General features: G+C 39.2%; 15 protein-coding genes. 7 read left to right on the top strand and 8 right to left on the bottom strand.

Going from position 1 to position 24,688, the window contains the following annotated elements:
* Window positions 1–597, bottom strand: a complete 597-nt coding sequence (locus tag O1Q79_RS05555) for a hypothetical protein (protein ID WP_386690720.1) — start codon at window positions 595–597, stop codon at window positions 1–3.
* 66 nt (window positions 598–663) lie between these two features.
* A complete protein-coding gene (gene dnaK / locus O1Q79_RS05550) occupies window positions 664–2,562 on the bottom strand; it encodes a molecular chaperone DnaK (protein WP_386690718.1) in 1,899 nt (632 codons plus the stop codon).
* 291 nt (window positions 2,563–2,853) lie between these two features.
* Between dnaK and O1Q79_RS05545 the strand changes: the two genes are divergently transcribed.
* The gene (locus tag O1Q79_RS05545) at window positions 2,854–4,299 is read left to right on the top strand and encodes a YdgA family protein (RefSeq protein ID WP_386690715.1); all 1,446 of its coding nucleotides are present in this window, start codon (window positions 2,854–2,856) and stop codon (window positions 4,297–4,299) included.
* 79 nt (window positions 4,300–4,378) lie between these two features.
* Here O1Q79_RS05545 and O1Q79_RS05540 read toward each other — a convergent pair whose 3' ends face one another.
* Window positions 4,379–5,020, bottom strand: a complete 642-nt coding sequence (locus O1Q79_RS05540; RefSeq protein WP_386690712.1) for a YitT family protein — start codon at window positions 5,018–5,020, stop codon at window positions 4,379–4,381.
* Between the two features lie 136 nt (window positions 5,021–5,156).
* Between O1Q79_RS05540 and O1Q79_RS05535 the strand changes: the two genes are divergently transcribed.
* Window positions 5,157–6,422 carry a NupC/NupG family nucleoside CNT transporter gene (locus O1Q79_RS05535; RefSeq protein WP_386690710.1) on the top strand — a complete coding sequence of 422 codons (1,266 nt, stop codon included), beginning with the start codon at window positions 5,157–5,159 and terminating at the stop codon, window positions 6,420–6,422.
* 280 nt (window positions 6,423–6,702) lie between these two features.
* Window positions 6,703–7,422 carry a purine-nucleoside phosphorylase gene (gene deoD / locus O1Q79_RS05530; RefSeq protein ID WP_386690708.1) on the top strand — a complete coding sequence of 240 codons (720 nt, stop codon included), beginning with the start codon at window positions 6,703–6,705 and terminating at the stop codon, window positions 7,420–7,422.
* 58 nt (window positions 7,423–7,480) lie between these two features.
* Here deoD and O1Q79_RS05525 read toward each other — a convergent pair whose 3' ends face one another.
* Entirely contained in the window at window positions 7,481–7,816 is a 336-nt protein-coding gene (locus O1Q79_RS05525) for a zinc ribbon domain-containing protein YjdM (RefSeq protein WP_386690705.1), read from the bottom strand.
* A 137-nt stretch (window positions 7,817–7,953) separates the two neighbouring features.
* Between O1Q79_RS05525 and O1Q79_RS05520 the strand changes: the two genes are divergently transcribed.
* Window positions 7,954–8,514 carry a YtfJ family protein gene (locus O1Q79_RS05520; RefSeq protein ID WP_386690703.1) on the top strand — a complete coding sequence of 187 codons (561 nt, stop codon included), beginning with the start codon at window positions 7,954–7,956 and terminating at the stop codon, window positions 8,512–8,514.
* A gap of 44 nt (window positions 8,515–8,558) precedes the next feature.
* Here the strand turns inward: O1Q79_RS05520 and O1Q79_RS05515 are convergent, their stop codons facing one another.
* The 3 genes from O1Q79_RS05515 to O1Q79_RS05505 all read right to left on the bottom strand — a co-directional run bounded on the left by O1Q79_RS05515 (window position 8,559) and on the right by O1Q79_RS05505 (window position 18,156).
* A complete protein-coding gene (locus O1Q79_RS05515; RefSeq protein WP_386690700.1) occupies window positions 8,559–9,866 on the bottom strand; it encodes a nucleobase:cation symporter-2 family protein in 1,308 nt (435 codons plus the stop codon).
* A gap of 210 nt (window positions 9,867–10,076) precedes the next feature.
* Window positions 10,077–16,364 (bottom strand): YadA-like family protein, encoded by a 6,288-nt coding sequence (locus tag O1Q79_RS05510; protein WP_386690698.1) that lies wholly within the window; start codon window positions 16,362–16,364, stop codon window positions 10,077–10,079.
* Between the two features lie 427 nt (window positions 16,365–16,791).
* A complete protein-coding gene (locus tag O1Q79_RS05505; RefSeq protein WP_386690696.1) occupies window positions 16,792–18,156 on the bottom strand; it encodes a patatin-like phospholipase family protein in 1,365 nt (454 codons plus the stop codon).
* 239 nt (window positions 18,157–18,395) lie between these two features.
* On the opposite strand from O1Q79_RS05505, the gene cysI reads away from it, so the two are divergent.
* The 3 genes from cysI to O1Q79_RS05490 are packed head-to-tail and all read left to right on the top strand — an operon-like array spanning window position 18,396 to window position 23,425.
* Complete coding sequence (gene cysI / locus O1Q79_RS05500) at window positions 18,396–20,171, top strand: assimilatory sulfite reductase (NADPH) hemoprotein subunit (RefSeq protein ID WP_386687091.1); 1,776 nt, start codon at window positions 18,396–18,398, stop codon at window positions 20,169–20,171.
* Between the two features lie 12 nt (window positions 20,172–20,183).
* Entirely contained in the window at window positions 20,184–21,638 is a 1,455-nt protein-coding gene (cysG, locus tag O1Q79_RS05495; RefSeq protein ID WP_386690694.1) for a siroheme synthase CysG, read from the top strand.
* A 17-nt stretch (window positions 21,639–21,655) separates the two neighbouring features.
* Window positions 21,656–23,425: an assimilatory sulfite reductase (NADPH) flavoprotein subunit gene (locus O1Q79_RS05490; RefSeq protein ID WP_386690692.1), complete on the top strand. Its 1,770-nt coding sequence runs from the start codon at window positions 21,656–21,658 to the stop codon at window positions 23,423–23,425.
* Between the two features lie 46 nt (window positions 23,426–23,471).
* Here O1Q79_RS05490 and O1Q79_RS05485 read toward each other — a convergent pair whose 3' ends face one another.
* Window positions 23,472–24,467: an amidohydrolase family protein gene (locus tag O1Q79_RS05485; protein ID WP_386690689.1), complete on the bottom strand. Its 996-nt coding sequence runs from the start codon at window positions 24,465–24,467 to the stop codon at window positions 23,472–23,474.
* Window positions 24,468–24,688: the final 221 nt, after the last annotated feature.

Genomic DNA, 24,688 nt, shown 5'->3' with positions numbered 1-24,688 from the left:
TTAATTCTCTTTGATTAATTGTGGATTTTTATATACTTCAATGTATTTATAATTTGATACATTTTTACTTAAACATTCGCTCTCGTAGGTGGCACCATTTATCTTTTGGCTAAGAATAAAACCATCTTTAATAAATTTATTAAATGTTAATTTAACTTCATCACCTTTATTAGAAGAATGAATATGATATATTTTTTCTTCTAGTTTTCGGAGTTCATTGTCTTTTTTGATATCTTCCCAAATACTTGTCGAAATAAGACGTTTGAAATCTTTTTGTTTTAAATCATAAGTTAAGGTATCACCTGATAATTTCCACGTTCCTTCATTAATACTAAGATATCTAAATGGAGAACTAAAATAATTATCTATATTTTTATTTGTAAGAACATTAAGGATATGATTTAAAATATAATTATCATTTTTTAATGATCCATCTGCATTTAAGGTCATGAAATCAACAGTACCAACATTGGCATATTTATATTCTGTGGTACAAATCCATTCCCCCACTAACGCATCTTTAGTTAATGGTTGGGCAGAGCTAGAGCAAGCAGTCAATAGTAATGTCGGAACTAATGCTAAATATAATTGTTTCATTGTTATTTCTTAATAAATACACCAAAAGGGCGTAAACCTACGCCCTTAATTAATGGATAATAAATCTTATTTATTATCTTTCACTTCTTCAAACTCCGCATCTACCACATCATCATTTGGTTTTCCGCCTTGAGCTTGTTGAGCGTCTGGTTGTGGTTGAGCGGCTTGCATTAATTTTTCAGATACTTGAATTAACGCTTGCAATTTCGCATCAATTTCCGCTTTATTTTCACCTTTGGCTGCGGTTTCAAGCTCGCCTAAGGCTTTTTCAATCGGAGCTTTGTCATCAGCAGAAAGTTTGTCGCCTACTTCGCTTAATTGTTTGCGAGTAGAGTGAACAATTGCATCTGCTTGATTGCGAGCTTGGACTAATTCTTCAAATTTACGGTCTGCTTCGGCGTTGGCTTCGGCATCACGTACCATTTGTTGAATTTCTTCATCACTTAAACCAGATGAGGCTTTGATAGTGATTTGTTGTTCTTTACCTGTTCCTTTATCTTTAGCAGAAACGTGGATAATACCGTCTGCGTCAATATCAAACGTCACTTCAATTTGTGGCATACCGCGTGGTGCTGGGTTAATGCCTTCAAGGTTGAATTGACCCAAAGATTTATTGGCTGACGCTTGTTTACGTTCACCTTGTAACACGTGGATTGTTACCGCACTTTGGTTATCTTCCGCCGTTGAGAACACTTGTGATTTTTTAGTTGGAATCGTAGTGTTTTTCTCAATTAGGGTAGTCATTACACCGCCCATGGTTTCGATACCTAATGATAATGGGGTAACGTCTAATAATAACACGTCAGTCACATTACCAGATAACACACCGCCTTGTACTGCTGCTCCTACTGCAACGGCTTCATCTGGGTTCACGTCTTTGCGTGGTTCTTTACCAAAGAATTCAGCTACTTTTTGTTGCACCAATGGCATACGAGTTTGACCGCCCACAAGAAGTACATCATCAATTTGTGAAATACTCAAGCCAGCATCATTTAATGCTACTTTTACAGGTTCAATGGAACGAGCGACTAAATCTTCTACTAATGCTTCCAATTTTGCACGAGTTAATTTAATGTTTAAGTGTTTTGGTCCAGTCGCATCAGCTGTGATATAAGGTAAATTCACGTCTGTTTGTTGAGCAGAAGAAAGTTCAATTTTGGCTTTTTCGCCTGCTTCTTTTAAACGTTGCATCGCTAATGGATCGTTGCGTAAATCAACACCTTGTTCTTTTTTGAACTCATCTACCAAGTAATTGATTACACGGTTATCAAAGTCTTCACCACCTAAGTGAGTATCACCATTGGTTGCTAATACTTCAAAGGTTTTTTCGCCACCGACTTCATCAATTTCGATGATAGACAAGTCGAATGTACCACCACCCAAGTCATACACCGCAATGGTTTGGTTGCCTTTGCCTTTGTCTAAGCCGTAAGCTAATGCGGCAGCGGTTGGTTCGTTGATAATACGTTTAACATCAAGACCAGCGATACGACCTGCATCTTTAGTCGCTTGACGTTGAGCATCGTTAAAGTAAGCTGGTACAGTGATAACTGCTTCTGTTACCGTTTCGCCCAAGAAATCTTCGGCAGTTTTTTTCATTTTTTTCAACACTTCGGCTGAAATTTGTGGTGGTGCTAATTTATCGCCTTTCACATCTACCCACGCATCACCATTATCTGCTCTCACAATGCTGAACGGCATAATGTTCACATCACGTTGTACTTCTTGGTCTTCAAAACGGCGACCGATTAAACGTTTGATAGCGAATAAGGTATTTTTTGGATTGGTTACAGCTTGACGTTTTGCTGGTTGTCCCACTAAAGTTTCATTGTCATTGGTATAAGCAATAATTGAAGGCGTTGTGCGATCACCTTCTGCATTTTCAATGACACGTGGTTTGTCGCCATCCATGATTGCGACACAAGAGTTAGTTGTACCTAAGTCAATACCGATAATTTTTCCCATAATTTGTTTTCTCCTAGTTTGAATTGGTTTTCGCAATGCCTTTAATTTATTTTGGCTTGCTTGCTTGTTATTTAAAATGTGGTTGGCATTTCGTTTTTCAAGGGCAAATTTAAAAATTTTTTGAAATTTGTAAAATAGTTAAAAAGTGCGGTGCCAATTCACATTTTTTATTGTATCCACAAAATAAGGGGTGTTTTCTGGATTTCAAGTCGGCAATCCAAAAATCACAAAAATTTACCGCAGTTTATGCTAAGATTAATTATCTTTGACAATATAAATAAGGGATTTAGGATGATGAAAAAATTAAATATTGCCGTTGGCGTGATAGTGGCATTCGGTATCATGTGGATCAGTGGCGCTTGGTACACCGGGAAAAGCATAGAAGATCAGTATCAGCAACAAATCAGTAAAATTAATCACTCGTGGCAACAACAAAGCCAGTTTTCAGGTATATTAACTCAAATTGAAGATGTACAAGTTGAACGTGGTATTTTCCGTTCGGATTTTCGTTATCGTTTAAATATTAAATCGCACAGTTTGAACTTAAATTTACCTTTTGAGGGTACCTTATATCATGGACCTTTGCCGTTAAATCAAGTGGCAATATTAAATTTAGTTCCTGCGATGTTCTCTACGTCAGCCAAGTTAGTGGAAAATGAAGAAACGGCAAAACGTATTCAAACTCATAGTAATGAAAGTCCTATTTCAATCGTGGCAACTATGTCTTATCGTCAAAATGTAAAAGGTGAAACAACATTTATGCCTGCTCAATTAACCACGGATGATATCCAGTTAAATTGGGATAAAGGTAGGCTTCAATTTGATTTTAATGCTCAGGGTATTGGTCAATATGATATGGATTTTACTAAATTAAACATGGTATTGACTGATTATAGCTTAAAAGCAGTAATGGCGGACAACGGTGCTGAACATCTTAAAAAAATGACAATTGAATTTGACCATCTAAAATCAAGTTCAGATATGCAACCGACAGTACTATCTTTACTTTATACGGGGAAAGGGAAAATTAGCACAGATAATCTGAGATATGTTTATAGTTATAGTACGGAACCATCTGTTACTGCCGATTTTGCTAAATTAACGATTGATTTTGATGCTAAACAAGACAAAGATGTGATGAATTATGCCTTATCAGTTACGACTGAGCCAAAATTTAATGACTATTCACTGGGTAAATTGGCCTTTGCGTTGAATACGGAGCATTTATCAGTACAAACTTTAAATGCTATTTTAGCAACAGATCCTAATGATGAAAAAACAATGCAACGCTTAGGTCTTGAACTGTTACAGGATCAACCACATGTACAAATTAAGCCGTTAAGTTTAAATAATAATGCCGGTAAAATAGAAGCAAATGTGGATATCGCATTATTTGAGTCAGATTTCGCAAAAGCCTTTAATGGAAAAATCCTTAGCTTATTTAAGCAATTAAGTATTAATCTAAATGTAGATAAAGCTGCAGCCGTAGAATTTTTATCTATATTAGAGCAGTCAACTGGACAAAATAAAGCCAATGCAGATATTCAAGCGCAACAGCAAATTGATATGCTTGTTACACAAGGAAAATCACAAGGTGTTATTGTTGAAAAAGATAATGAACTGTCATTAGCTATCGGACTGGAAAAAGACGGTATTAATTTTAACGGCAATATTATTCCGGAAGAATATATTGGGATGGCAATTTTAGGGTTGATGATGCAAGGTGTGGGGCATTAGAGCAGATTTATAAGTTCAAAGTGCGGTATAAAAATATTGAGATTTTTGTACCGCACTTTGAGATATTAATAAACCCTGCTTACGAATGATAATAGCGAAATAAACTCAATGTTCCCTGTATAATCCAGCCTACTGCTAATGCATAAATTAATGTACCAATGCCTACAGTTCCGCCAAGCCAATAACCGAATACACAGGCGGCGACTTCAATGGTAGTTCTAACTTTGCCTATTTTCCAATGGAAAATATGACAGATGCCTACCATTAAACCATCTCTCGGACCGGCCCCCAAATGACAGGTTAGGTAAAATGCCGTACCAATAGCAAATAAAATCAGTCCACTAGAAAAATAGCTTATTTGCCATGTTAAATTGTCGGGATAGGGAAGGTAAGCAACGGTGATACCCAATAAAATCGCAATCACAATCACATTGAGTATTGAACCAAGACCAATACGTAGTTTTAATGGAATCCAGAACAGCATGACAACAACACTGATGATAAAAGATGCCCAGCCTACACTAAAATTACCTTGTAAAGCAATACCTTGTGATAGAACGGTCCAAGGCGCAGAGCCAAGATTTGATGATAAAATTAATCCTTCACCAATCCCCATAATGACAAGCGTAAGCAATAGAACAAACAAGGGTTTACTTTCTAGCGACCAAATATGTTTGGCAGTCCATATTGTTCTTGGTAAAAGGGTTGTTTTTGTTTTCATATCATATCCTGAAAGAGATTCAGCATATGATAATGAAAAAATATGCAGAAAAAAACAAAATTAAACATATAACTTATAGCAGAAAAATATAAAAGAGATTAAAATTAGGTAATTTTTACTATAAAGGAGAAAACAAATGGAATCGTTAATTAGTCTTTTAGGTATTGTGGTGCTGTTAGGTATTGCATTCTTGTTGTCAAATAATCGTCGAGCGATTAATTTAAGAACCGTACTTGGTGCCTTATTGATTCAAATTGGCTTAGGGGCTTTAATTCTTTATGTGCCCGTAGGACGAGATGCGTTACTTTGGTTGTCTAATGGGGTGCAAAAAGTCATTAGCTATGGTTTTGATGGTATTCAATTTGTGTTTGGTGGTTTAGCCAGTGACAAGATTTTTGAAGTAATGGGAGGTGACGGGTTTATTTTCGCTGTGCGTGTATTACCTGCCATTATTTTCTTCTCAGCATTAATTTCTGTACTTTATTATATTGGTATAATGCAATGGGTAATTAAAATCATCGGTGGTGGTTTACAAAAATTATTAGGTACATCAAAAGCGGAATCTATGTCAGCGGCGGCCAATATTTTCGTAGGACAAACTGAAGCACCATTAGTAGTTAAGCCTTATATTAGCAAAATGACAAATTCTGAATTATTTGCCATTATGTCTGGCGGTTTAGCCTCTATTGCAGGTTCAGTATTAGCTGGTTATGCCGGTATGGGGGTGCCGTTGCCTTATTTAATTAGCGCATCTTTTATGGCAGCTCCGGCAGGTTTATTATTTGCTAAAATTTTATATCCGCAAACTGAAAAATTTGATGACGATATGTCCAATGTGGTGTTAGATAAACCGGCGAATATTTTAGATGCAGCAGCATCTGGTGCATCATCTGGTATGCAATTAGCCTTAAATGTTGGAGCAATGTTAATAGCATTTATTGCATTAATTGCTTTGATTAATGGTATTTTAGGTGGCATTGGTGGTTGGTTTGGTTATGGTGACTTATCACTTGGTATGATTTTTTCTTGGGTATTTAAACCGTTAGCTTGGGTAATCGGTGTGCCTTGGGAAGAAGCCGGCGTTGCAGGTCAAATGATCGGAACAAAATTAGCGATCAATGAATTTGTTGGTTATTCAGAATTTACCAAATATTTAAGTCCTGAAAGTGCAATTCAATTAACCGATAAAACCAAAGCAATCATTACCTTTGCTTTATGTGGTTTTGCCAACTTTGGTTCGATTGCTATTTTAATCGGTGGTCTTGGTGTCATGGCACCGAATCGCCGTGGTGATATTGCTCGTTTAGGAATTAAAGCCGTTATTGCGGGATCTTTAGCTAACTTAATGAGTGCAACTATTGCTGGTTTATTTATCGGTTTAAGTGGTGTTGCACTAGCCTAAACTGCGGTATAACAATTAGCATGTTTATTACACACCACAGCATTGCCTGTGGTGTGGTTGTTTTTAATCTTGTTAAACGTTTGCGTAACAGCGATGAAGAGACGTATGAAATGTGTATTTGTGATATGCTTAGCTTCATTAGGTATTATGGGTAGGACAAAAGGTACGAAAAATTTATCAATCAAGATATGAATACACTAGAACATGCAAATATTTTGATTTATCACTTATGGATTACAGTAAATCCATACTTTAATTTATATAGAGAGAGGAAAAAATTATGACTCCACATATTAACGCACCGGAAGGTGCATTCGCTGATGTTGTATTAATGCCGGGTGATCCACTTCGTGCTAAGTTTATTGCTGAAAAATTCTTAGACAATGTTCAAGAAGTCACAAATGTCCGTAATATGCTTGGTTACACAGGGACTTACAAAGGTCGTCGCATTTCAGTCATGGGGCATGGAATGGGGATTCCTTCTTGCTCGATTTACAGTAAAGAATTAATCACCGAATATGGCGTGAAAAAAATTATTCGTGTTGGTTCTTGTGGTGCCGTTCGTCAGGATGTCAAAGTGCGTGATGTCGTGATCGGTATTGGTGCTTGTACGGATAGCAAAGTAAATCGTATTCGTTTTAGAGACAACGATTTTGCTGCTATTGCAGATTTTGATATGGCACAAGCAGCGGTTCAAGTGGCAAAAAATAAAGGGGTGAAAGTAAGAACAGGAAATTTATTCTCGGCAGATTTGTTTTATTCCCCAGATGTTGCCATGTTTGATGTGATGGAAAAATACGGCATTCTTGGCGTGGAAATGGAAGCTGCTGGTATTTATGCTGTGGCAGCAGAATACGGTGCTAAGGCCTTGTGTATCTGCACAGTTTCTGATCATATTCGTACCGGTGAACAAACCAGTTCAGAAGAACGTCAATTAACCTTTAATGAAATGATTGAGATTGCATTGGATAGTGTATTAATTGGTGATGTAGCTGAATAATTTAAGCAAAAAAGTGCGGTATTTTTACCGTACTTTCTTCTGAATCAAGTATATTATTTTATGCCTTTTTTAAAAATGCCGATTTTAACGAAAAAGGTTGACCATCGATTTTACAATCCACATCATGATCGCTTTCTACTAAACGAATATTTTTCGCTTTAGTTCCTTTTTTCAATACGATAGATGATCCTTTTACTTTGAGATCTTTAATTAAAATCACATCATCACCATCTTGTAATACATTACCGTTACTATCTTTCCAGACTTTTTGTTGATTTTCTTCGGATATCTCTTCGCCAGACCATTCATAGGTACAATCAGGGCAGACAAAATTGATGCTGTCGTGATAAACATATTTACCTTGACATTTGGGACACGTAGGCATTTGATCCATTTTTTTTTCCTTTCTAATAAAATTTGGGATGTAGTATAACAGAGAATACTGTATTTGAGCAAAACCAGCCTATGTTTAGAGTTGCTTTAGGAGAGCTTTTCAGTAGAATATAGCTATATTTAATCAAAGGAGTAACAATGAAAAAAATACAACTTATTTTCGCCTTATCAATGGCATTCTTTTCTAATGTTTTATTTGCTCATAATATTCAAGTTAATAACCATTTGCCGCCAGTAGCAGTGCAAAAAGATGGTGAAATTAAAGTCGATGGTGATAAAGTACAATATAAAGGCTGGAATTCAGCTCAACTTGCCGGGAAAGTACGTATTGTGCATCATTTTGCCGGTAGAACAGCTGCAAAAGAGAAAAATGATGCATTTATTCAGGCTATTAAACAGGCAAGTTTTGATCGTAATAAATATCAAACCACGAGTATTATTAACGCAGATGATGCTGTGATTGGTACAGGGATTTTTGTCAAAAGTAGTGCTGAAAAAGGTAAAAAAGAAAATCCGCATAGTCAGGTTATTTTAGATCAACAAAGTGAGGTGAAAAATGCGTGGCAATTAAGAGAGAAAGAGAGTGCTGTTATCGTGTTGGACAAAACGGGTAAGGTGCAGTTTGTTTCAGAAGGAAAATTATCTCCGCAGCATATTAATGAAGTGATTGATTTAGTTGGGAAATTAATTAGTCAGTAACACATAGCAAAATGCGGTGAAAATTCACCGCATTTTGATCGCACTTATTCTGCTTTACTTGGTTTATCTTCTGGCAAGATCAGATTTAAGATTAACGCTAATAATGAACCTACTGTAATCCCTGAGCCAAAAATTTCTTTAAAGAATGTCGGCAATTTATCCAGTAATTCAGGGCGAGTTGTCACCGCTAAACCGCAACCGATAGAAATCGCAATGATTAAGCCGTTGCGTTTACTGCGCTCAATATTATCTAGCATTTGAATCCCTGCCGCAATAATCATCGCGAACATCATTAAGCCGGCACCACCTAATACAGGCAATGGAATCGACACGATTAACGCACCGAAAACGGGGAATAAACCGGCTAATACTAATAATCCTCCAGTTAATGCTACCACATAGCGACTCGCCACCCCCGTAAGTGTAATTACGCCGATATTTTGTGAGAAAGAAGAGAATGGGGTCGTTGACATAATCGCGGCCAGGGCAGAACCTAAACCATCACAAAGTATGCCACCACGCAAATGTTTACCGGTGATTTCGGTTTGGGTGGCATTACCTAAGGCAAGGAAGTTTCCGCTACTTTCAACGATTGTTACTAAATAGGCAATCGCCATGCCGATAATCCCAGTAATCGGGAAAGATAAGCCAAAGTGTAACGGTTGTGGCAAGGCAAAGGCTTGCGCTTCTTTCACACCGGTAAAGTCGATCCAGCCGAGTGCAAGACAAAGGATATAGCCCGTCATCATACCGATTACAATGGCAGCCGCAGAAAAAATGCCAGTTCCCCATTGTACTAAAGCTACAACAATCACTAACACAAAGGTTGCCATCATCAGATTTTCAGGCGCTGCATAATTGGCATCGCTACGTTGACCGCCCGCGAACCAATCCACAGCGACAGAGATTAAGCTTAATCCGATCATCATGACCACAGTACCCGTCACCACGGGTGGGAATAATTTACGGATGTTTGGCATAAAGAAACTGCCCGCAATCATAACTAATGCCCCCACTAATGATGAACCAAGAATACCCGCCACGCCATATTCACTAAAACCGACCGCAAGGGCAGCGGAGACAAAAGTAAAGCTCGTCCCCATCACGCTTGGTAAACGAATGCCGATCGGACCTAATCCACGACACTGAATAATGGTCACAATACCTGAAACTAATAGAGCAGCGTTGACTAAAATAATCGTATCGGGGGTGGGTAATTTTAGTACATTACCGATCACCAAAGGCACCGCAATAATGCCACCGAGTGCAGCCAATAAATGTTGTGCAGCTAATAATAAACTTAGCCCAAAGGGCGGTTTATCTTCTACTGTATAAAGTAGATTATTATTCATAATGATTCCTTAAATAAAAATTAGGCACGCATTATACAGCAAACGTTTGCGTTTTATTAGAAAAAAGTGCGGTGAAAAATATAAAAATTTTCACCGCACTTTGAGTTTTTTATCTAAATAATACTCCGCATCTTGTTTATAAAGTTACGGAGTATTAAGTTTGCTTCGGTATATTTTAGGTTAGGAAGAATTCCGTTAGTACGGCGTTCCTTACCATTGATATCCTACGCTGGCTGCCGCACCGGTATCACCGCGGGTATTACTATTCACCGAGAACTTAACGCCTATTTTTCCATTATCGGATAAACGAGAATAACCTATGGCTAATGCACTTTCACCTTTATACACACCGGCTCCCGCCGCAACCATGGATTTACCCGGTATAGTGGCATGGTATAAGTTACTTGATGCCATCGCACCGGCAATACCAGCTCTAAGGTTTTTATCGACTTTATTAATATTGCTATTAATATGGTTAGCCACATTACGTACTTGACTTACATTTACCGCATCCGTATCTGCCTGACCCGCCGCTACATTGGTAATTCGAGTCGGAGAAGAACCATCAGAACCTGCAATATTAATTGCTTTACCATGAGAATCTTCGATTGTACCTATTGTTGCTGTATTACTACCTTTACCTACCGTCACAGTTTCAGTCGTCACTGTTTCAAACGTTGGCGTCAATGAAGTCGCAATGGAAATATTTTTGCCATCTTGTGTAATCGCAATGTTATTCCCTGCTTTCACACTTACCGTATCACCCATCGCTACATTAGCCGTCGCACTTCCAGTTACGTTACCAGTTGAACCTTCAACGACACCCGTTGTTACATCCCAACCTTTAGCCACTTCATTGCTAAGATTGGTCACATTTTGGTTGGTTTGATATAACTGACTACCATTTACCGCATCTTTGCTATTTTCAGAAAGTTCTCCAGCAGCAACTTGGGTAATTTTTGAGTTACCGGCGCTGATACCACTGTCTTTGCTAATCGTCACATTGCCAACCGTGAGCTTATCAAAGTCCACGTCTGGTGTCGTGGCAACAGTATAAACCGTTTGACCATTTGCTCCGGTTGTACTGCTCACATTAATGTTCTTGCCAGCACCGACTTCCGTTTTAGCAGCAGTCACATTTTGTTCAATCTGATAAATCTGACTACCATTAATCGCCTCTGTACTGTTTGCAGAAATATCACCTGCTAATACGCCGGTCACTTTCTTACCACCGGCATCAATACCTGCTTGCGTAACACTTGGTCCTCCCACAATGGTTAAGCCATTATCGCTTACGCTGGTATTACCAACTGTTAAACCGTCATTATTAACACTCGTATTACCTATTGTCACCGAACCATTAGTCCCTAAATCAAGTTCATTGGCTAAATCAAATGTGACGCTACCATTGTTATTAATGATATTGATATTACCATCGGTATTGGTTAAGGAAACTGTTGCATTTGGTTTCACGGTGGAAACGTTTGAGCCGTCAGTTAATTTCCAACCAGCATTCGCTGTAGTATTAACCGCATTTAATTGGCTCATATTCACCGCATCGGTATCTGCGACACCGGCGCTCACATTGGTAATTTGATTACCACCATTATTTAAACCGGTTTCGGTTAAACTTACGGTATTTGTGCCATTGGTAATGGTCACGCCGTCTTTGTTAATTACCGTTTTATCCGTGTCACTATCACTAAATGTTGCACTGGTTAAGTTAGTTAGGTCTTTCGCCAATTTAACCATTAGGGTGTCTGTACCGTCAGAAACTACACCGATGTTATTGTCACTAAGTTTAGTAGCGTCAGTTATTCCACCTTTCACATTGGTTTGCTCACCTAATTTACGGGTAAATTCCTTACCTGTATCACCACCATATACGGTGCCTTTATTAATACTAGCCGTATTATTGGCAATATTATTGGTATTGTTAGTGACATTTTGGTTAGTCGCAAATAACTGTGAACCATTCACTGCTTCGGTTGAAGTGGCAGATAATGTACCATTTGCCACTCCGGAAATGGTGCCGTTATTGTTAATAGTGGTGCCATTGACAGTTAATGAACCGTCTTTACCTAAATCTACCGTATTATTTAATGTTACATTAACAGTTGAACCCGTATGCGTTACATTAATATTGCCATCACCATTGAATGTCACTGTACTGTTTGGTGCCACATTAGCAACCGTTGCATTGCCACTGGTATTTAAGTTCCAACCGGCACTGGCAGTTTTATTTACCTCGTCTAATTGACTAAAGTTCACTGCATCGGTAGGGTTTGTACCGGCAGTAACATTGGTAATTTTCTTATCACCCGCATTAATACCAGATGTCGTGACACTTGGCCCGCCAGTAATGGTTAAACCGGTGGTATTTAACAAGGTATTGCCAATGGTAACACTACCGCCACTGGTTAAGTCTAAGGTGTTATTTAAATTAATTTTGATTTGGTTACCGCTTACAGTGGTATTTAGATTACTGTTACCGCCGACTACTTCAACTTGTTCACCTAATTTTTTAGTCACATTGTTACCATCTTGGGCCTTTAAACCAAAGCCTTTAGCAATTTCATCTGCATTTTTGGTAATATTGGCGGTATTGTTAGCAATATTTCCTGCATTTTTGGTAATGTTTTGGGTGTTATTGGTGATGTTATTCGCATTATTAGTAATATTTTGTGCATTGTTACTAATATTTTGCGTATTATTTGATACGGTATCTTTAAAGGATTGGGCAATATCGACGGTAATTTTCTGACCATCTACGGTCGTATTGACATAGCCAGTCGTCCCCACCACATCAAAGTGAGTCTTATCTTTATCGATGGTAACATTGGTTCCGGTATTATCCGCACCAACGGTAAAGCTTTGTAAAGAAGTATTTGCTTTTTCTAATGACTTAGTTACGTTATCCGCTAATTTGAAGCTGATTTCACCATCTTTTGCTGTCGTCACGATTTGATCGGCGGTACCGGCGAAAGTGACATTTTCGGTTAATTTATTGGAACCCGAACCGGAATCACCTTTATAATTTAAGGTGACATTATCTACATAATTTTTATTTGCTGCATCTGTACCGGCAGTTGGGCTTGCTACATTAGTAATATTGTTGCCACCCATATTGATAGTACCACCTGAGTTGACGGTCAGATTTTGGGTAGTGAAGTTAGTGGTTGTAACATTATCAAATGTTGGTGACATAGATGTCGCAATTGAAATCTTTTGACCCGTTTGGGTAATATTAATATTTTGCCCCGCATCAATGGTAACGGTATCGCCCATCTTAACATTTGTTTCACTCTTACCAGAAACATTACCCCCAGTTGAAGCGGAAGTGGTAATATTCCAACCTTTATTTACGGTAGTATTGGCAGCATTTGCGATAGTATTAGTTGCATTTAACTGACTTAAATTCACGGCATCCTTATCGGTTGTACCATCCGCGACATTAGTAATTTTCTTATCACCTGCATTAATACCAGATGTCGTGACACTTGGCCCGCCGGTAATGGTTAAACCAGTGGTATTTAACAAGGTACTGCCAATGGTAACACTACCGCCACTGGTTAAGTCTAAGGTGTTATTTAAATTAATTTTGATTTGGTTGTCGCTTACAGTGGTATTTAGATTACTGTTGCCACCAAGCACATCAAAGTGAGTCTTATCTTTATTGATGGTAACATTGGTTCCGGTATTATCCGCACCGACAGTAAAGCTTTGTAAAGCTGAATCCGCTTTAGTTAATGAATCCTTGGTTGTTTGAGAAAGATCTAAAGCATAATTGGTATTTTGACCAGAAGTCGTAGAAGTTACCGTAATAGCGTCAGTTGTGCTATTTACGCTGGTAGTTTTTTCAGAGTCATTAATTGCTTTGGCGACTTGTTCTGCCGTTGCAAAATAATCATCAGTTTGACCCGCGCTTACTGTACCACTATTAACATTTAAAGTTGTTTGATTAACAGAATATTTAACAGTTGACGTTGTGCCATCAACAGAAACGGTCGCCGTAGTACCCGTGCCATTGGCAAAACTCACATTGTCGTTATTGTTTACTTGGTATTTTTGTGTACCATTTTCTTGAATATTCCAATAAGTGTTCGCGGAGGTTTCAGACACGGCAGCTTTTAATTGTGCTACATTGACGGCGTCTGTATCGGCTGAACCGGCGGCTACATTAATAATTTGGCGTTTAACTGTATCTGAGCCAACGCTAACCGCACCTGTAGTAGCTTTAGTCGCTTCAATAGCTGCCTTTTGAGTTGCATTGTCTGGATGTGGAATATATGGATTTAGAGAATCTGAATCCGAAGAATTTCTAGTTACTGTACTATTTTCCCCCAAGGCAACACTGCCGCCAACTGTGGCACTGGTATTATGACCTAACGCTAGGATTCCACCCTTACTACCAGCACTCACGGTTGCATTTTCACCAATAGCAATACTATATTCACTATTGCCTGTTGTTGTAGCATTTGTACCGATGACAATTTGGCTTGGTTGATTACCTTTTGCACTAGCTCCTAACCCCATAACAATTGATTGATTACCAGCTGCTGTTGCATTAGTACCAATAACAATTTGGCTATCTTGACTACCAGTAGCATTTGAACCGCTACCAAGTACAATCGAACGTTGACCGTTAGACGTTGCATTGCTACCAATGACGATCTGATCGACTTGATTACCAGTAGCACTCGCATTATAACCAAATGCAATTGAACGAGTACCTGTTGATGTAGCATTTTCCCCAATAGCAATAGGTGATCCAGTTCCACCGTTTGAATTGGTTACTGTTGCATTAAGACCTAATGCAATGCCACCATTACTTGATCTTACGGAAGAATTTGTACCGATAGCTATCCCATTTTTCTGGGTGCTTGAATCAATAGACGCATTTTCCCCAATAGCAATAGAAGAACCTTGTGTTGAAGATGATTTTGCTGATGTACCAATGACGACGCTACTATTACCATGTGCTATGCTGGTATTTGTACCAAACGCAATGTTATCCGTACCAACGCCAAGATTGGTTGTACCAATCGCCGCATTATAACCAATCGCCGTATTATTATGATTAAAGGCTGTGGCATTTGCTCCTAAGGCAATAGTATGTTGACCTGTTGCACGAGATGTATCACCAATCGCAATAGAACTTGTTGCATCGTAGCTACTTTTATTATCAGGGTTACCCGTAATAGCTTTCACGCCGATAGCAATGGAATTGTTACTTGATGCATTAACATTATTCCCCATCACAAAAGTATTGTTGCCCGGCACGGTATTATTATTCCCGATACTATAAGACTCCGTACCAGTAACCGTAGAAGGATCCCCAATCGCCCCTGAATTTTTACCTGTAACGTTATTACCCGTACCAATAGAAATGGTATTTTCGGCTAATGCTTTTGCACCAGAACCAATCGCTACAGCATTGGTGCCGTTCGTTTGTGCAGTAGAACCAATCGCCACCGAATCCGTTTGATTCGCGGTGGCATTATAGCCTGCTGCAAAAGAACGCGCGCTATTGGCGGTTACGTTTGAACCGACCGCCGTAGCATTAGCTCCTAAAGAACTTGCTTTATAACCAATAGCCGTAGAATGTGCATCACGAGCTCGAGCAAAGGCACCAACGGCGGTGGCTTCAATGGCTGTTGTGGTTTGGTTGGGATTAGTTAAGGTTTGATTATTATCACCCGCAGTCGCATATACCCCAATGGCAGTAGAACCATTACTTAATGCTTGTCCATGTACACCGACAACAACGGAACCTACCCCTGATGCAACAGAAGTGCGGTAGTTATTCTTAGGAGTTCTCAGATACCCAATTTCTAAATTGAGTTTTTCATAGGTATAAGGATCAACTACTCCAGATGCTCTTTGACTATAGCCAGTATCATCGCCACCAATCACAATCGAACCAAAACCTGTTGCAGTTGCATCATTACCAATAGCGGTAGATTGTTCAGTAATCGCTGCAGCACTAGCTCCCAATGCAACAGATTGGTTGCCAATAGCCGTTGAACATGCTCCAATAGCGATAGAACCTTGGCTATAGTTTACTGCAGAAGAAGTTGCATTGGCATTACTACCTATCGCAATAGAACCTGATCCGGAGGCTTTCGTTGTATTACCAAGGGCAATAGTGTCAATTCCGCTTGATGCGGCAGATTTTCCAATTGCAACTGCATTTATCTTACTAGCATTTGATGAGGTTCCGATTGCTATGCTATCCGTTCCACTTGCTTTAGCATTTGAAGTTTGGCTATTAACGTCCGTTGAACCTATCGCAACAGCCGCTGATGCTGTTGGAATAGTGGAAAATAATGAAATTGCCACCGCACTTAATTTAAAACTAAAATGCAATAATGAAGATAAATTATGTTGCTGATTGACAACGGAAGATTTTGCTTTGCCTTGGCTGGAAGCAAGCTCAGAGACAACCACAAAGGAATGCGTCACTTTGCTCCAAATGACTTTATAGATTTTGTTCATATAAATTTATACTTGAATAGGGGTAGATTATCTTATTATTACACCTTAATCACGGCATAATATTCTTACCATTTTTATTAATATGACCTAAATACATTTTGATCTTCTAGCGAATATTACTCATTTCTTGCAAATGTAATTAAAATCCATAATATTAAAATGTAACAACCCACCGTTTCCCTAAAGTATTCTAGAAGAGCAGTGATATTTAGATCCCAGTTTTGATCTATTGATCTATTGATCTATTGATCTATTGATCTATTGATCTATTGATCTATTGATCTATTGATCTATTGATCTATTGATCTATTGATCTATTGATCTATTGATCTATTGTAATATTAACCTACTTAGTATGCAAGTGATTATATCATCTGAACTGCCCATCAAAATAGAAAACTCATGCGAGTATATGGGAGTTCAGTATTTATTTGACTTCTTTTAATAACCTCTGATATTCCTTAGACTGGTTTAACAAAATTTTAGCGGCTTTTTTCAAATCATTAATATCATGAGTTGGCAAGTAAAATGTGGTTGGCAAGTTCAGCATGCGTTGTCTAAATTCCGCTTGGCTATCCGGCAAATCACGTAAATTCAAGCTAATAAAATAGATTCCTACTTTGTTACCTTTTATTTGGGCTAATTCTTCATTGCGAGCATCTACCACGGCACGGAAACGGTTTAAACTGGCTTGTGACGTTTGATCAATCGGCACATCAATTACTGCGGTGGCTTGATCGGAAAAACTTGGCACATCGGCTGTTTTATCAATTTCGGTACTAATTTGATTTTGCGCATTGACACTGATGATAATAATCCGCTTGATATTGCTACTTTTTAATCGTTCACGAATCGCATTTTCTGGCGATACTTCTTGGGTTTCTAGCAAACTTTTTATCCCGAGATTATCAGTGAGCCCGCCGTCTAATAAATGGATATAAGGACGTTCTTTACTATTAGAATATTGCTGTAATTGACGAATATATTGCTGGCGAGATTCATCTTGAAGACTATTTTGACCTGCATCTAACGTTGCTTGGAGTTCTTTAGCCAGTTGATAGTTACAGTTGCCCCCGTTGTTATTTAAGGTGAGCGGTGAAAAGACTAACGGCACCGCACTGGAGGCGGCAACGGCACGCGCAAGAGGCAATTTGGAGAGATCAAGACACATGGTATCAAACTGTTCTTGGGTGAAATCTAGTCTGCGACCAATAGACATATCGGTAGCACTAATCACCGCAAAAGGTCCTTTACGTTGGGTGGCTAAATCGCCAAAGGTTTTGTTACCAAATAGGGTGTTTTCAAATTGCTCTTGCAATAAATCGCCTCGCCCAAATTGTGGGGAAAACAATCTCGGCATATTGGCAAAAGAAAGGGTTTGGTTGATCATTAATTTTTGGAAATTTTGTTTTAAGAATTTTTTCTCAAAATTTGGAATGGTTTCTTTGCCATATAAGGAATAATAAATTGCTAACACGGATCCGCCAGAAACACCATATACCATGTCAACATTGTCGATTAAATTGGTGGATTTGCCATCTAAATTAATCGGATGACGATTTAATTCTTCTAATACACCATAACCAAAAGCCGCTGCTCTTGTCCCACCGCCCGAGAACATAATAGCGACGATAGTTTGATCATTAAATTTATTTTGCATAGTTTTTTGCAAGCGATAACCTGTTGATGTATCCACTTGATCAATCGTCGCAAGGGGTTGATATTGCACCGCATTACAAGCGGTTAAAAATAAAGTTGCACTAACCAGAGCCAATTTATGCAGTGATTTCATTAGATTATTTTCCTTTTCTGTTCTTTAAAAAAACAAACTTTCCGAAGTATATCAGAAAGTTTGTTTTTTATGGTGTTTTATTTGGCTACTTAGGCAATGGTATTAATATGGTTTTTATAACTTTTTTATATAACTAACAGCAAAAGATTATTTCTTTTCTATACAGCCTTTCTTATATGATCTAGTCAGATTTATTTTTCTATTAACCTAACCGAATTTTATCCTGTGGGGGGCTAGCTATGAGCAATGAACAAAAACCAAAACTTTCCGATAACGAACGTTTAAAAGACCAAAGTGACTATTTACACGGCACAATTTCCAATGATTTGGGCGAACAAATTACGGGCGGTTTTAAGGGGGATAACTTCCAACTGATCCGCTTTCACGGTATGTATGAACAGGACGACCGTGATATTCGTGCCGAACGTTTAGAACAAAAACTTGAGCCGAATAAAAATGTGATGCTACGTTGCCGTTTACCAGGGGGGATTATTTCACCGAAACAATGGCTTGGTATCGACCAATTTGCTACGGAACATACAAGCTATGGTTCGATTCGGATTACCAACCGTCAAACTTTCCAATACCACGGTGTGCTGAAAACGAATATCAAACCTATGCACCAGTGGTTACATCAATTAGGCTTAGATTCGATTGCCACAGCGGCGGACGTAAACCGTAATGTGCTTTGTACTTCCAATCCTGTGGAAAGCAAGTTGCATGCCGAAGCCTATCGTTGGGCAACCAAAATCAGTGAGCATTTATTACCTAAAACCACGGCTTATGCGGATATTTGGCTAGATGGCGAAAAAGTATTAAGCACCGAAACCCAACCTAAAGTGCCAGTAGTTGAAAAAGCCAATAGTGGTGATAAAACCGAGCCAGTATTAGGTAAAAATTATTTACCACGTAAATTCAAAACGGCGGTGGTTATTCCGCCCCATAATGATGTGGATTTACATGCGAATGACATGAATTTTGTGGCGATTGGTGAAAATGGCAAATTGATTGGCTTTAATGTATTAGTGGGTGGTGGTTTGTCGATGGAACATGGCAATACCAAAACTTATCCGAATACTGCCTATGAATTTGGTTTTGTCGGCTTAGACAAAGTGCTGGATTGTGCAGCTTCTATTGTGTCAGTACAACGAGATTGGGGGAATCGGGCGGATCGTAAAAATGCACGTACTCGTTATACCTTACAAAATCATGGAGTAGAGAATTTTATTCATGAAGTGGAAAATCGCATGGAAAGCAAATTCGAACCGATTAAACCCTATGAATTTACTTCACGTGGCGACCGTATCGGTTGGGTGCAAGGTGAAGATAAAAAGTGGCATTTGACTTTGTTTATTGAGAATGGTCGTTTGCTTGATTATCCCGATCGTCCGTTAAAAACTGGCGTGCGAGAAATCGCCAAAATCCATAAAGGGGATTTCCGTTTAACCGCTAACCAAAATTTGATTGTGGCAAATGTATCTGCTCGAGATAAAGCGAAAATTGAACAAATTGCTCGTGAGCATAAACTGATCGATGAGAGAACCACTAAACAACGTGAAAATAGTATGGCTTGTGTATCCTTGCCAACTTGTCCGTTGGCAATGGCAGAAGCAGAACGTTTTTTACCGCCATTTACCGATAAAATTGATGTACTGTTTGCCAAACATGGTTTGACTGATGAGCATATTGTGTTACGAGTAACAGGCTGTCCAAATGGTTGTGGACGTGCAATGTTGGCGGAAATCGGTTTAGTCGGCAAAGCTATCGGACGTTATAACTTACATGTCGGCGGTAATTTACAAGGTACCAGAATCCCCCGTTTATTTAAGGAAAATATCACCGAAGATGAAATTCTAACCATTATTGATGGTTGGTTAGCGGATTGGGTACAAAATCGTCAAGTAAAAGAGGGTTTTGGTGATTTCGCCATTCGGACGGGAATTGTGAAACCTGTGGTAAATGCACCAGTAGATTTCTGGGACGCCAGCAAAGTTGTTACATTGCAAGCAGCATAAAAGGGGACTACGATGAATTATTTTCCATTTTTTGCTGAACTGAAAAATCGTCCTGTGTTAGTTGTCGGGGGCGGCTCGGTAGCATTGCGTAAAATTGAAGCGTTATTAAAAGCTAACGCCAGTATCAAAGTGGTGGCAGAACGGCTAAATAGTGCGGTGCAAAATCTGAAAGATTTAGGCAAAATTGAGCATATTGCCAGCCATTTCGCCGAAGAACAACTTGATCGCGTGTATTTAGTCATCGCCGCTACCGATGATGTAGGACTGAATAAACGTATTTTTAATGCAGCGGAACAACGTTGTCGTTTAGTCAATGTGGTGGACGAACAGGAACATTGTAACTTTATTTTTCCGTCTATTATTGACCGTAGTCCAGTGCAAATTGCCATTTCAAGTGGTGGAACGGCACCAGTATTAATTCGTTTATTACGGGAAAAATTAGAAGCCTTATTACCGAAAAATATTGGCACCATGGCAACCATTGCCCAGCGTTTTCGTTCGCAAGTGAAACAACGTTTTCCACATATCACCCAACGTCGCCGTTTTTGGGAACAACTGTTCCAATCGGCAGATTTCCAACGTTTAACCGATAATCAGCAAATTCAGCCAGCAGAAACCTTGTTGCAACAATCCTTAAGCCATGAATTAACTCGGGTAGGCGAAGTGTCTTTAGTGGGAGCGGGTCCGGGGGACAGTGGCTTATTAACCTTAAAAGGATTACAACGTATTCAACAGGCAGATATTGTGCTTTATGATGCGTTGGTATCAGAACAAGTGCTAGATTTAGTTCGCCGTGATGCGGAAAAAATTTCGGTGGGGAAACGTGCGGGCAGCCACAGTATGCAACAGGAAGAAACCAATCGCTTATTAGTGAAATATGCCAAACAAGGCAAGCGTGTCGTGCGTTTAAAAGGTGGCGATCCTTTTGTGTTTGGTCGTGGCGGGGAAGAATTAGAAGTGTTAAAAGCTGAAAATATTCCGTTTGAAGTGGTACCGGGGATTACTGCAGCATTGGGGGCAACGGCTTATGCAGGGATTCCATTAACCCACCGTAATTACGCCCAAACCACCATGTTTATTACGGGACATACCAAACCCGATGGCAAAAATCTGACGTGGCAAACTTTGGCACAGGGTAATCAAACCCTTGCAGTCTATATGGGAACCATTAAAGCGGCGGATCTGGCAGAAAATCTGCAAATTCATGGGCGTTCGCCTGATACGCCAGTAGCAGTGATTAGTCACGGTACCTTGCCAACACAACAGATCTTTGCAGGGAAATTAGCAGACTTAGCGAAACTGGCAGAAAATGCACCATCACCTGCCTTAATTGTGATTGGGGAAACGGTCGCATTACAACCAGAATTGGCTTGGTTTGGTCAGCAAGCCCAGCAATTTGTTGGCTCTGCAACCGCATTTAAATTAGATGATATTGTGGCATTACCGCCTGAAAAATTGGCAGCATAACGAATAAGAGATGTATTATGAATATTATTCCTAACGAAATCATTCAACAATTACAAAATTTATCACCCACACAATTCGCTTGGTTATCAGGTTATTGTTGGGCAAAAACTGAAAATAATAATGTGGCAATCACCGCTGTAGAAAATATTGCAACAGCCATTGCACCAACCGTCAAACCTTTATCGATTAGCGTATTATCCGCTTCACAAACAGGTAATACTCGCAAAATTGCAAACTTATTGGTGGAACGGTTACAAGCTCAAAATTTATCGGTAAAACAGATTAATATTGGCGATTATAAAACCAAAAATTTAGCCGAAGAAGATGTCGTATTGTTGCTCACTTCCACCCAAGGCGAGGGCGAACCACCAGAAGAAGCGGTGAGTTTACATAAATTCCTGTTTGGTAAAAAAGCCCCTAAATTAGACAGCGTCAGATTTGCGGTGCTGGGGTTAGGCGATAGTAGTTACGAACATTTCTGTGGTGCCGCTGTGGAGTTTGATCAGCGTTTGGCGGAATTAGGGGCAAGTCGTTTGTTAGATCGTCAAGACTGCGATTTGGACTATCAAGCCACCGCAGAAGGCTGGATTGATCGTATTGTGCCAGTTTTGCTTCAATTAAATCAAACATCGCAGAGTAGTAGCACTGTTGCTGTGCCAAGTGTCACAGCAAGTGCAACGCCGACATCTGTTTATAATAAAGAAAATCCATTTCCAGCTACCCTAGTCGCCCGACAAAAAATTACAGGCAGAAATTCAGATAAAGATGTTCGCCATATTGAATTTGATTTGAGTGGTTCTGGCTTAAGCTACCAAGCGGGTGATGCCTTAGGTGTATGGGCAAATAATGATCCTGCCTTGGTTGATGAAATTCTGACCGCGTTAGCTTTAACAGGTGATGAAACCGTGGTTATCAAACAGCAAAATAAAGCCTTACGCCAAGCCTTAATTGAAGATTTAGAAATCACCCAAAATACACCGCAGTTTGTGAAAGGTTATGCGGAATTTGCTCAACTGCCAGAAAGTGCGGTGCAAAATCCACAAGTTTTTGCAAGCCAACACCCGATTGTGCATTTGCTTAATCATTTTCCTGCAAAATTAACCGCTGAACAATTTGTGGCGTTATTGCGACCACTCACGCCACGTCTTTATTCTATCGCTTCCAGTCAAGCAGAAGTTGGGGAAGAAGTGCATTTAACCGTGGGTGTAGTGCGTTATCAAGATGACGAAATTGAGCGGCAAGGTTGTGCTTCCCATTATCTGGCGGAACGTGCCGAAGAAGATGGAGCCATAGGGGTTTTCGTGGAGCAGAATAATAATTTTAGATTGCCAGAAAATAGTGAAACCCCGATTATTATGATTGGTGCTGGTACGGGTATTGCACCGTTCCGAGCCTTTGTACAACAGCGTGCAGCCGATGAAGCCGCAGGAAAAAACTGGTTAATTTTTGGTAATCCGCATTTTAGTGAAGATTTTTTATATCAAACCGAATGGCAAACCTTTGCTAAAGACGGTTATTTACATAAATACAGCTTTGCTTGGTCAAGGGATCAAGACGAGAAAATTTATGTACAAGATAAAATTCGTGAAAATGCTGCGGATATTTGGCAATGGTTGCAAAATGGCTCACATATTTATGTGTGCGGTGATGCCAATAAAATGGCAAAAGATGTGGAAAAAGCCTTGCTTGATGTGATTGCCGAACAAGGCAAATTAAGTGTTGAAGATGCAGATGAATATTTAGATGAATTGCGTCAAGCAAAACGCTATCAGCGAGATGTTTATTAAAAAATAATCCCCTGAATTTTTCAGGGGATTTTTAACAAGACAGGGATTATTTAATCGGATCTAAACCTAATACTTTACGCCCATTGATACTGGCAATATTGACCATTTCATCTAAATTAGGAAAGCGACAGCCAGCAGCGAGTAAACTGAGTTCTTGCCACATATCCCCCTCACACAATGGCACCATGTAATCACAAATATTATCCGTACCAATCGCAACCGTGATACCCTCGGGGATCATTTCATCCACCGGTGTTAAGGCGTTATGGAATGGCATCAATTCTTCTTTGCGGTTACTATCAATCCATGCCATCGGACAAGCGATCATCATCATTTGTGCTTCCCGCATTTTTTTATACAAATTGTAGCGGTAAGTTTTTGAATGAGCACCAATCGAAATCCCATGAATGGCGACGACACGTCCTTGCATACCATGCTCAATGGTTTTATCACAAAGTTGCTCGGTTTCTTTTTCTTTTGGGGTATTAAATTGATCCACGTGAACATGGCACATAATCCCCAAAGATTTGGCTTTATCAAGTAAAATATCCATGGCTTCTAAGCCACGACCATAATCTAATTCATCACGATAGGGTAAGCCACCGATCATATCCACCATGTCTGAACCAATATCAAACCATTTTCTTGCCGTTGGCTCAATCACCCCTTTTAAGGTTTGGTTGGCAAATTTCAACACAATATCGCTTTTATACACTTCTCGAGCTTTATGTGCCGCAATAATCGCACGATCTTCACAGACGGGATCAATATCCACGAATGTCCCAAACGCCGTGACCCCTTGCGAAATCATTAGCTCAATGGCTTGACTAAAACGAGCATAATAATGTTCTACGGTGGATGTCCGTTTAACTTCATCCACCAGATCCCATTTTTGTTGTAAATTACAGCTGTGGTAAATACTGATTTTTTCAGGTGTCATGGTAAATGCACGGTCAGCATGAGCATGAGAGTTTACCCAACCGCCTTTTTTGATAATTTCATCTCTAATGTAGGTTTTAAAACTACGAACGTGATTTTTCATAAATATTCCATAATGGTAGAAGTGAATAGTGCGGATAGGGGAGCAAGTTGTTAACATTCTCGCTAATAAAAGAATGCTTATTAATAGAAAATACACATACGCTCAATGAACATTCATTGATAAATTGAGTGGGAATGTTATAAAAAATTCGCTGATTTTTCATTAATAACATTGCTGTCTAGTCCGAGTTGATACTAGGCATGCAGTATAAAACTTTATGA

It is taken from the genome of Lonepinella sp. MS14434 (genome assembly GCF_042468235.1).
Classification (GTDB): domain Bacteria; phylum Pseudomonadota; class Gammaproteobacteria; order Enterobacterales; family Pasteurellaceae; genus Lonepinella.
This window is presented reverse-complemented; position numbering and strand designations above follow the sequence as displayed.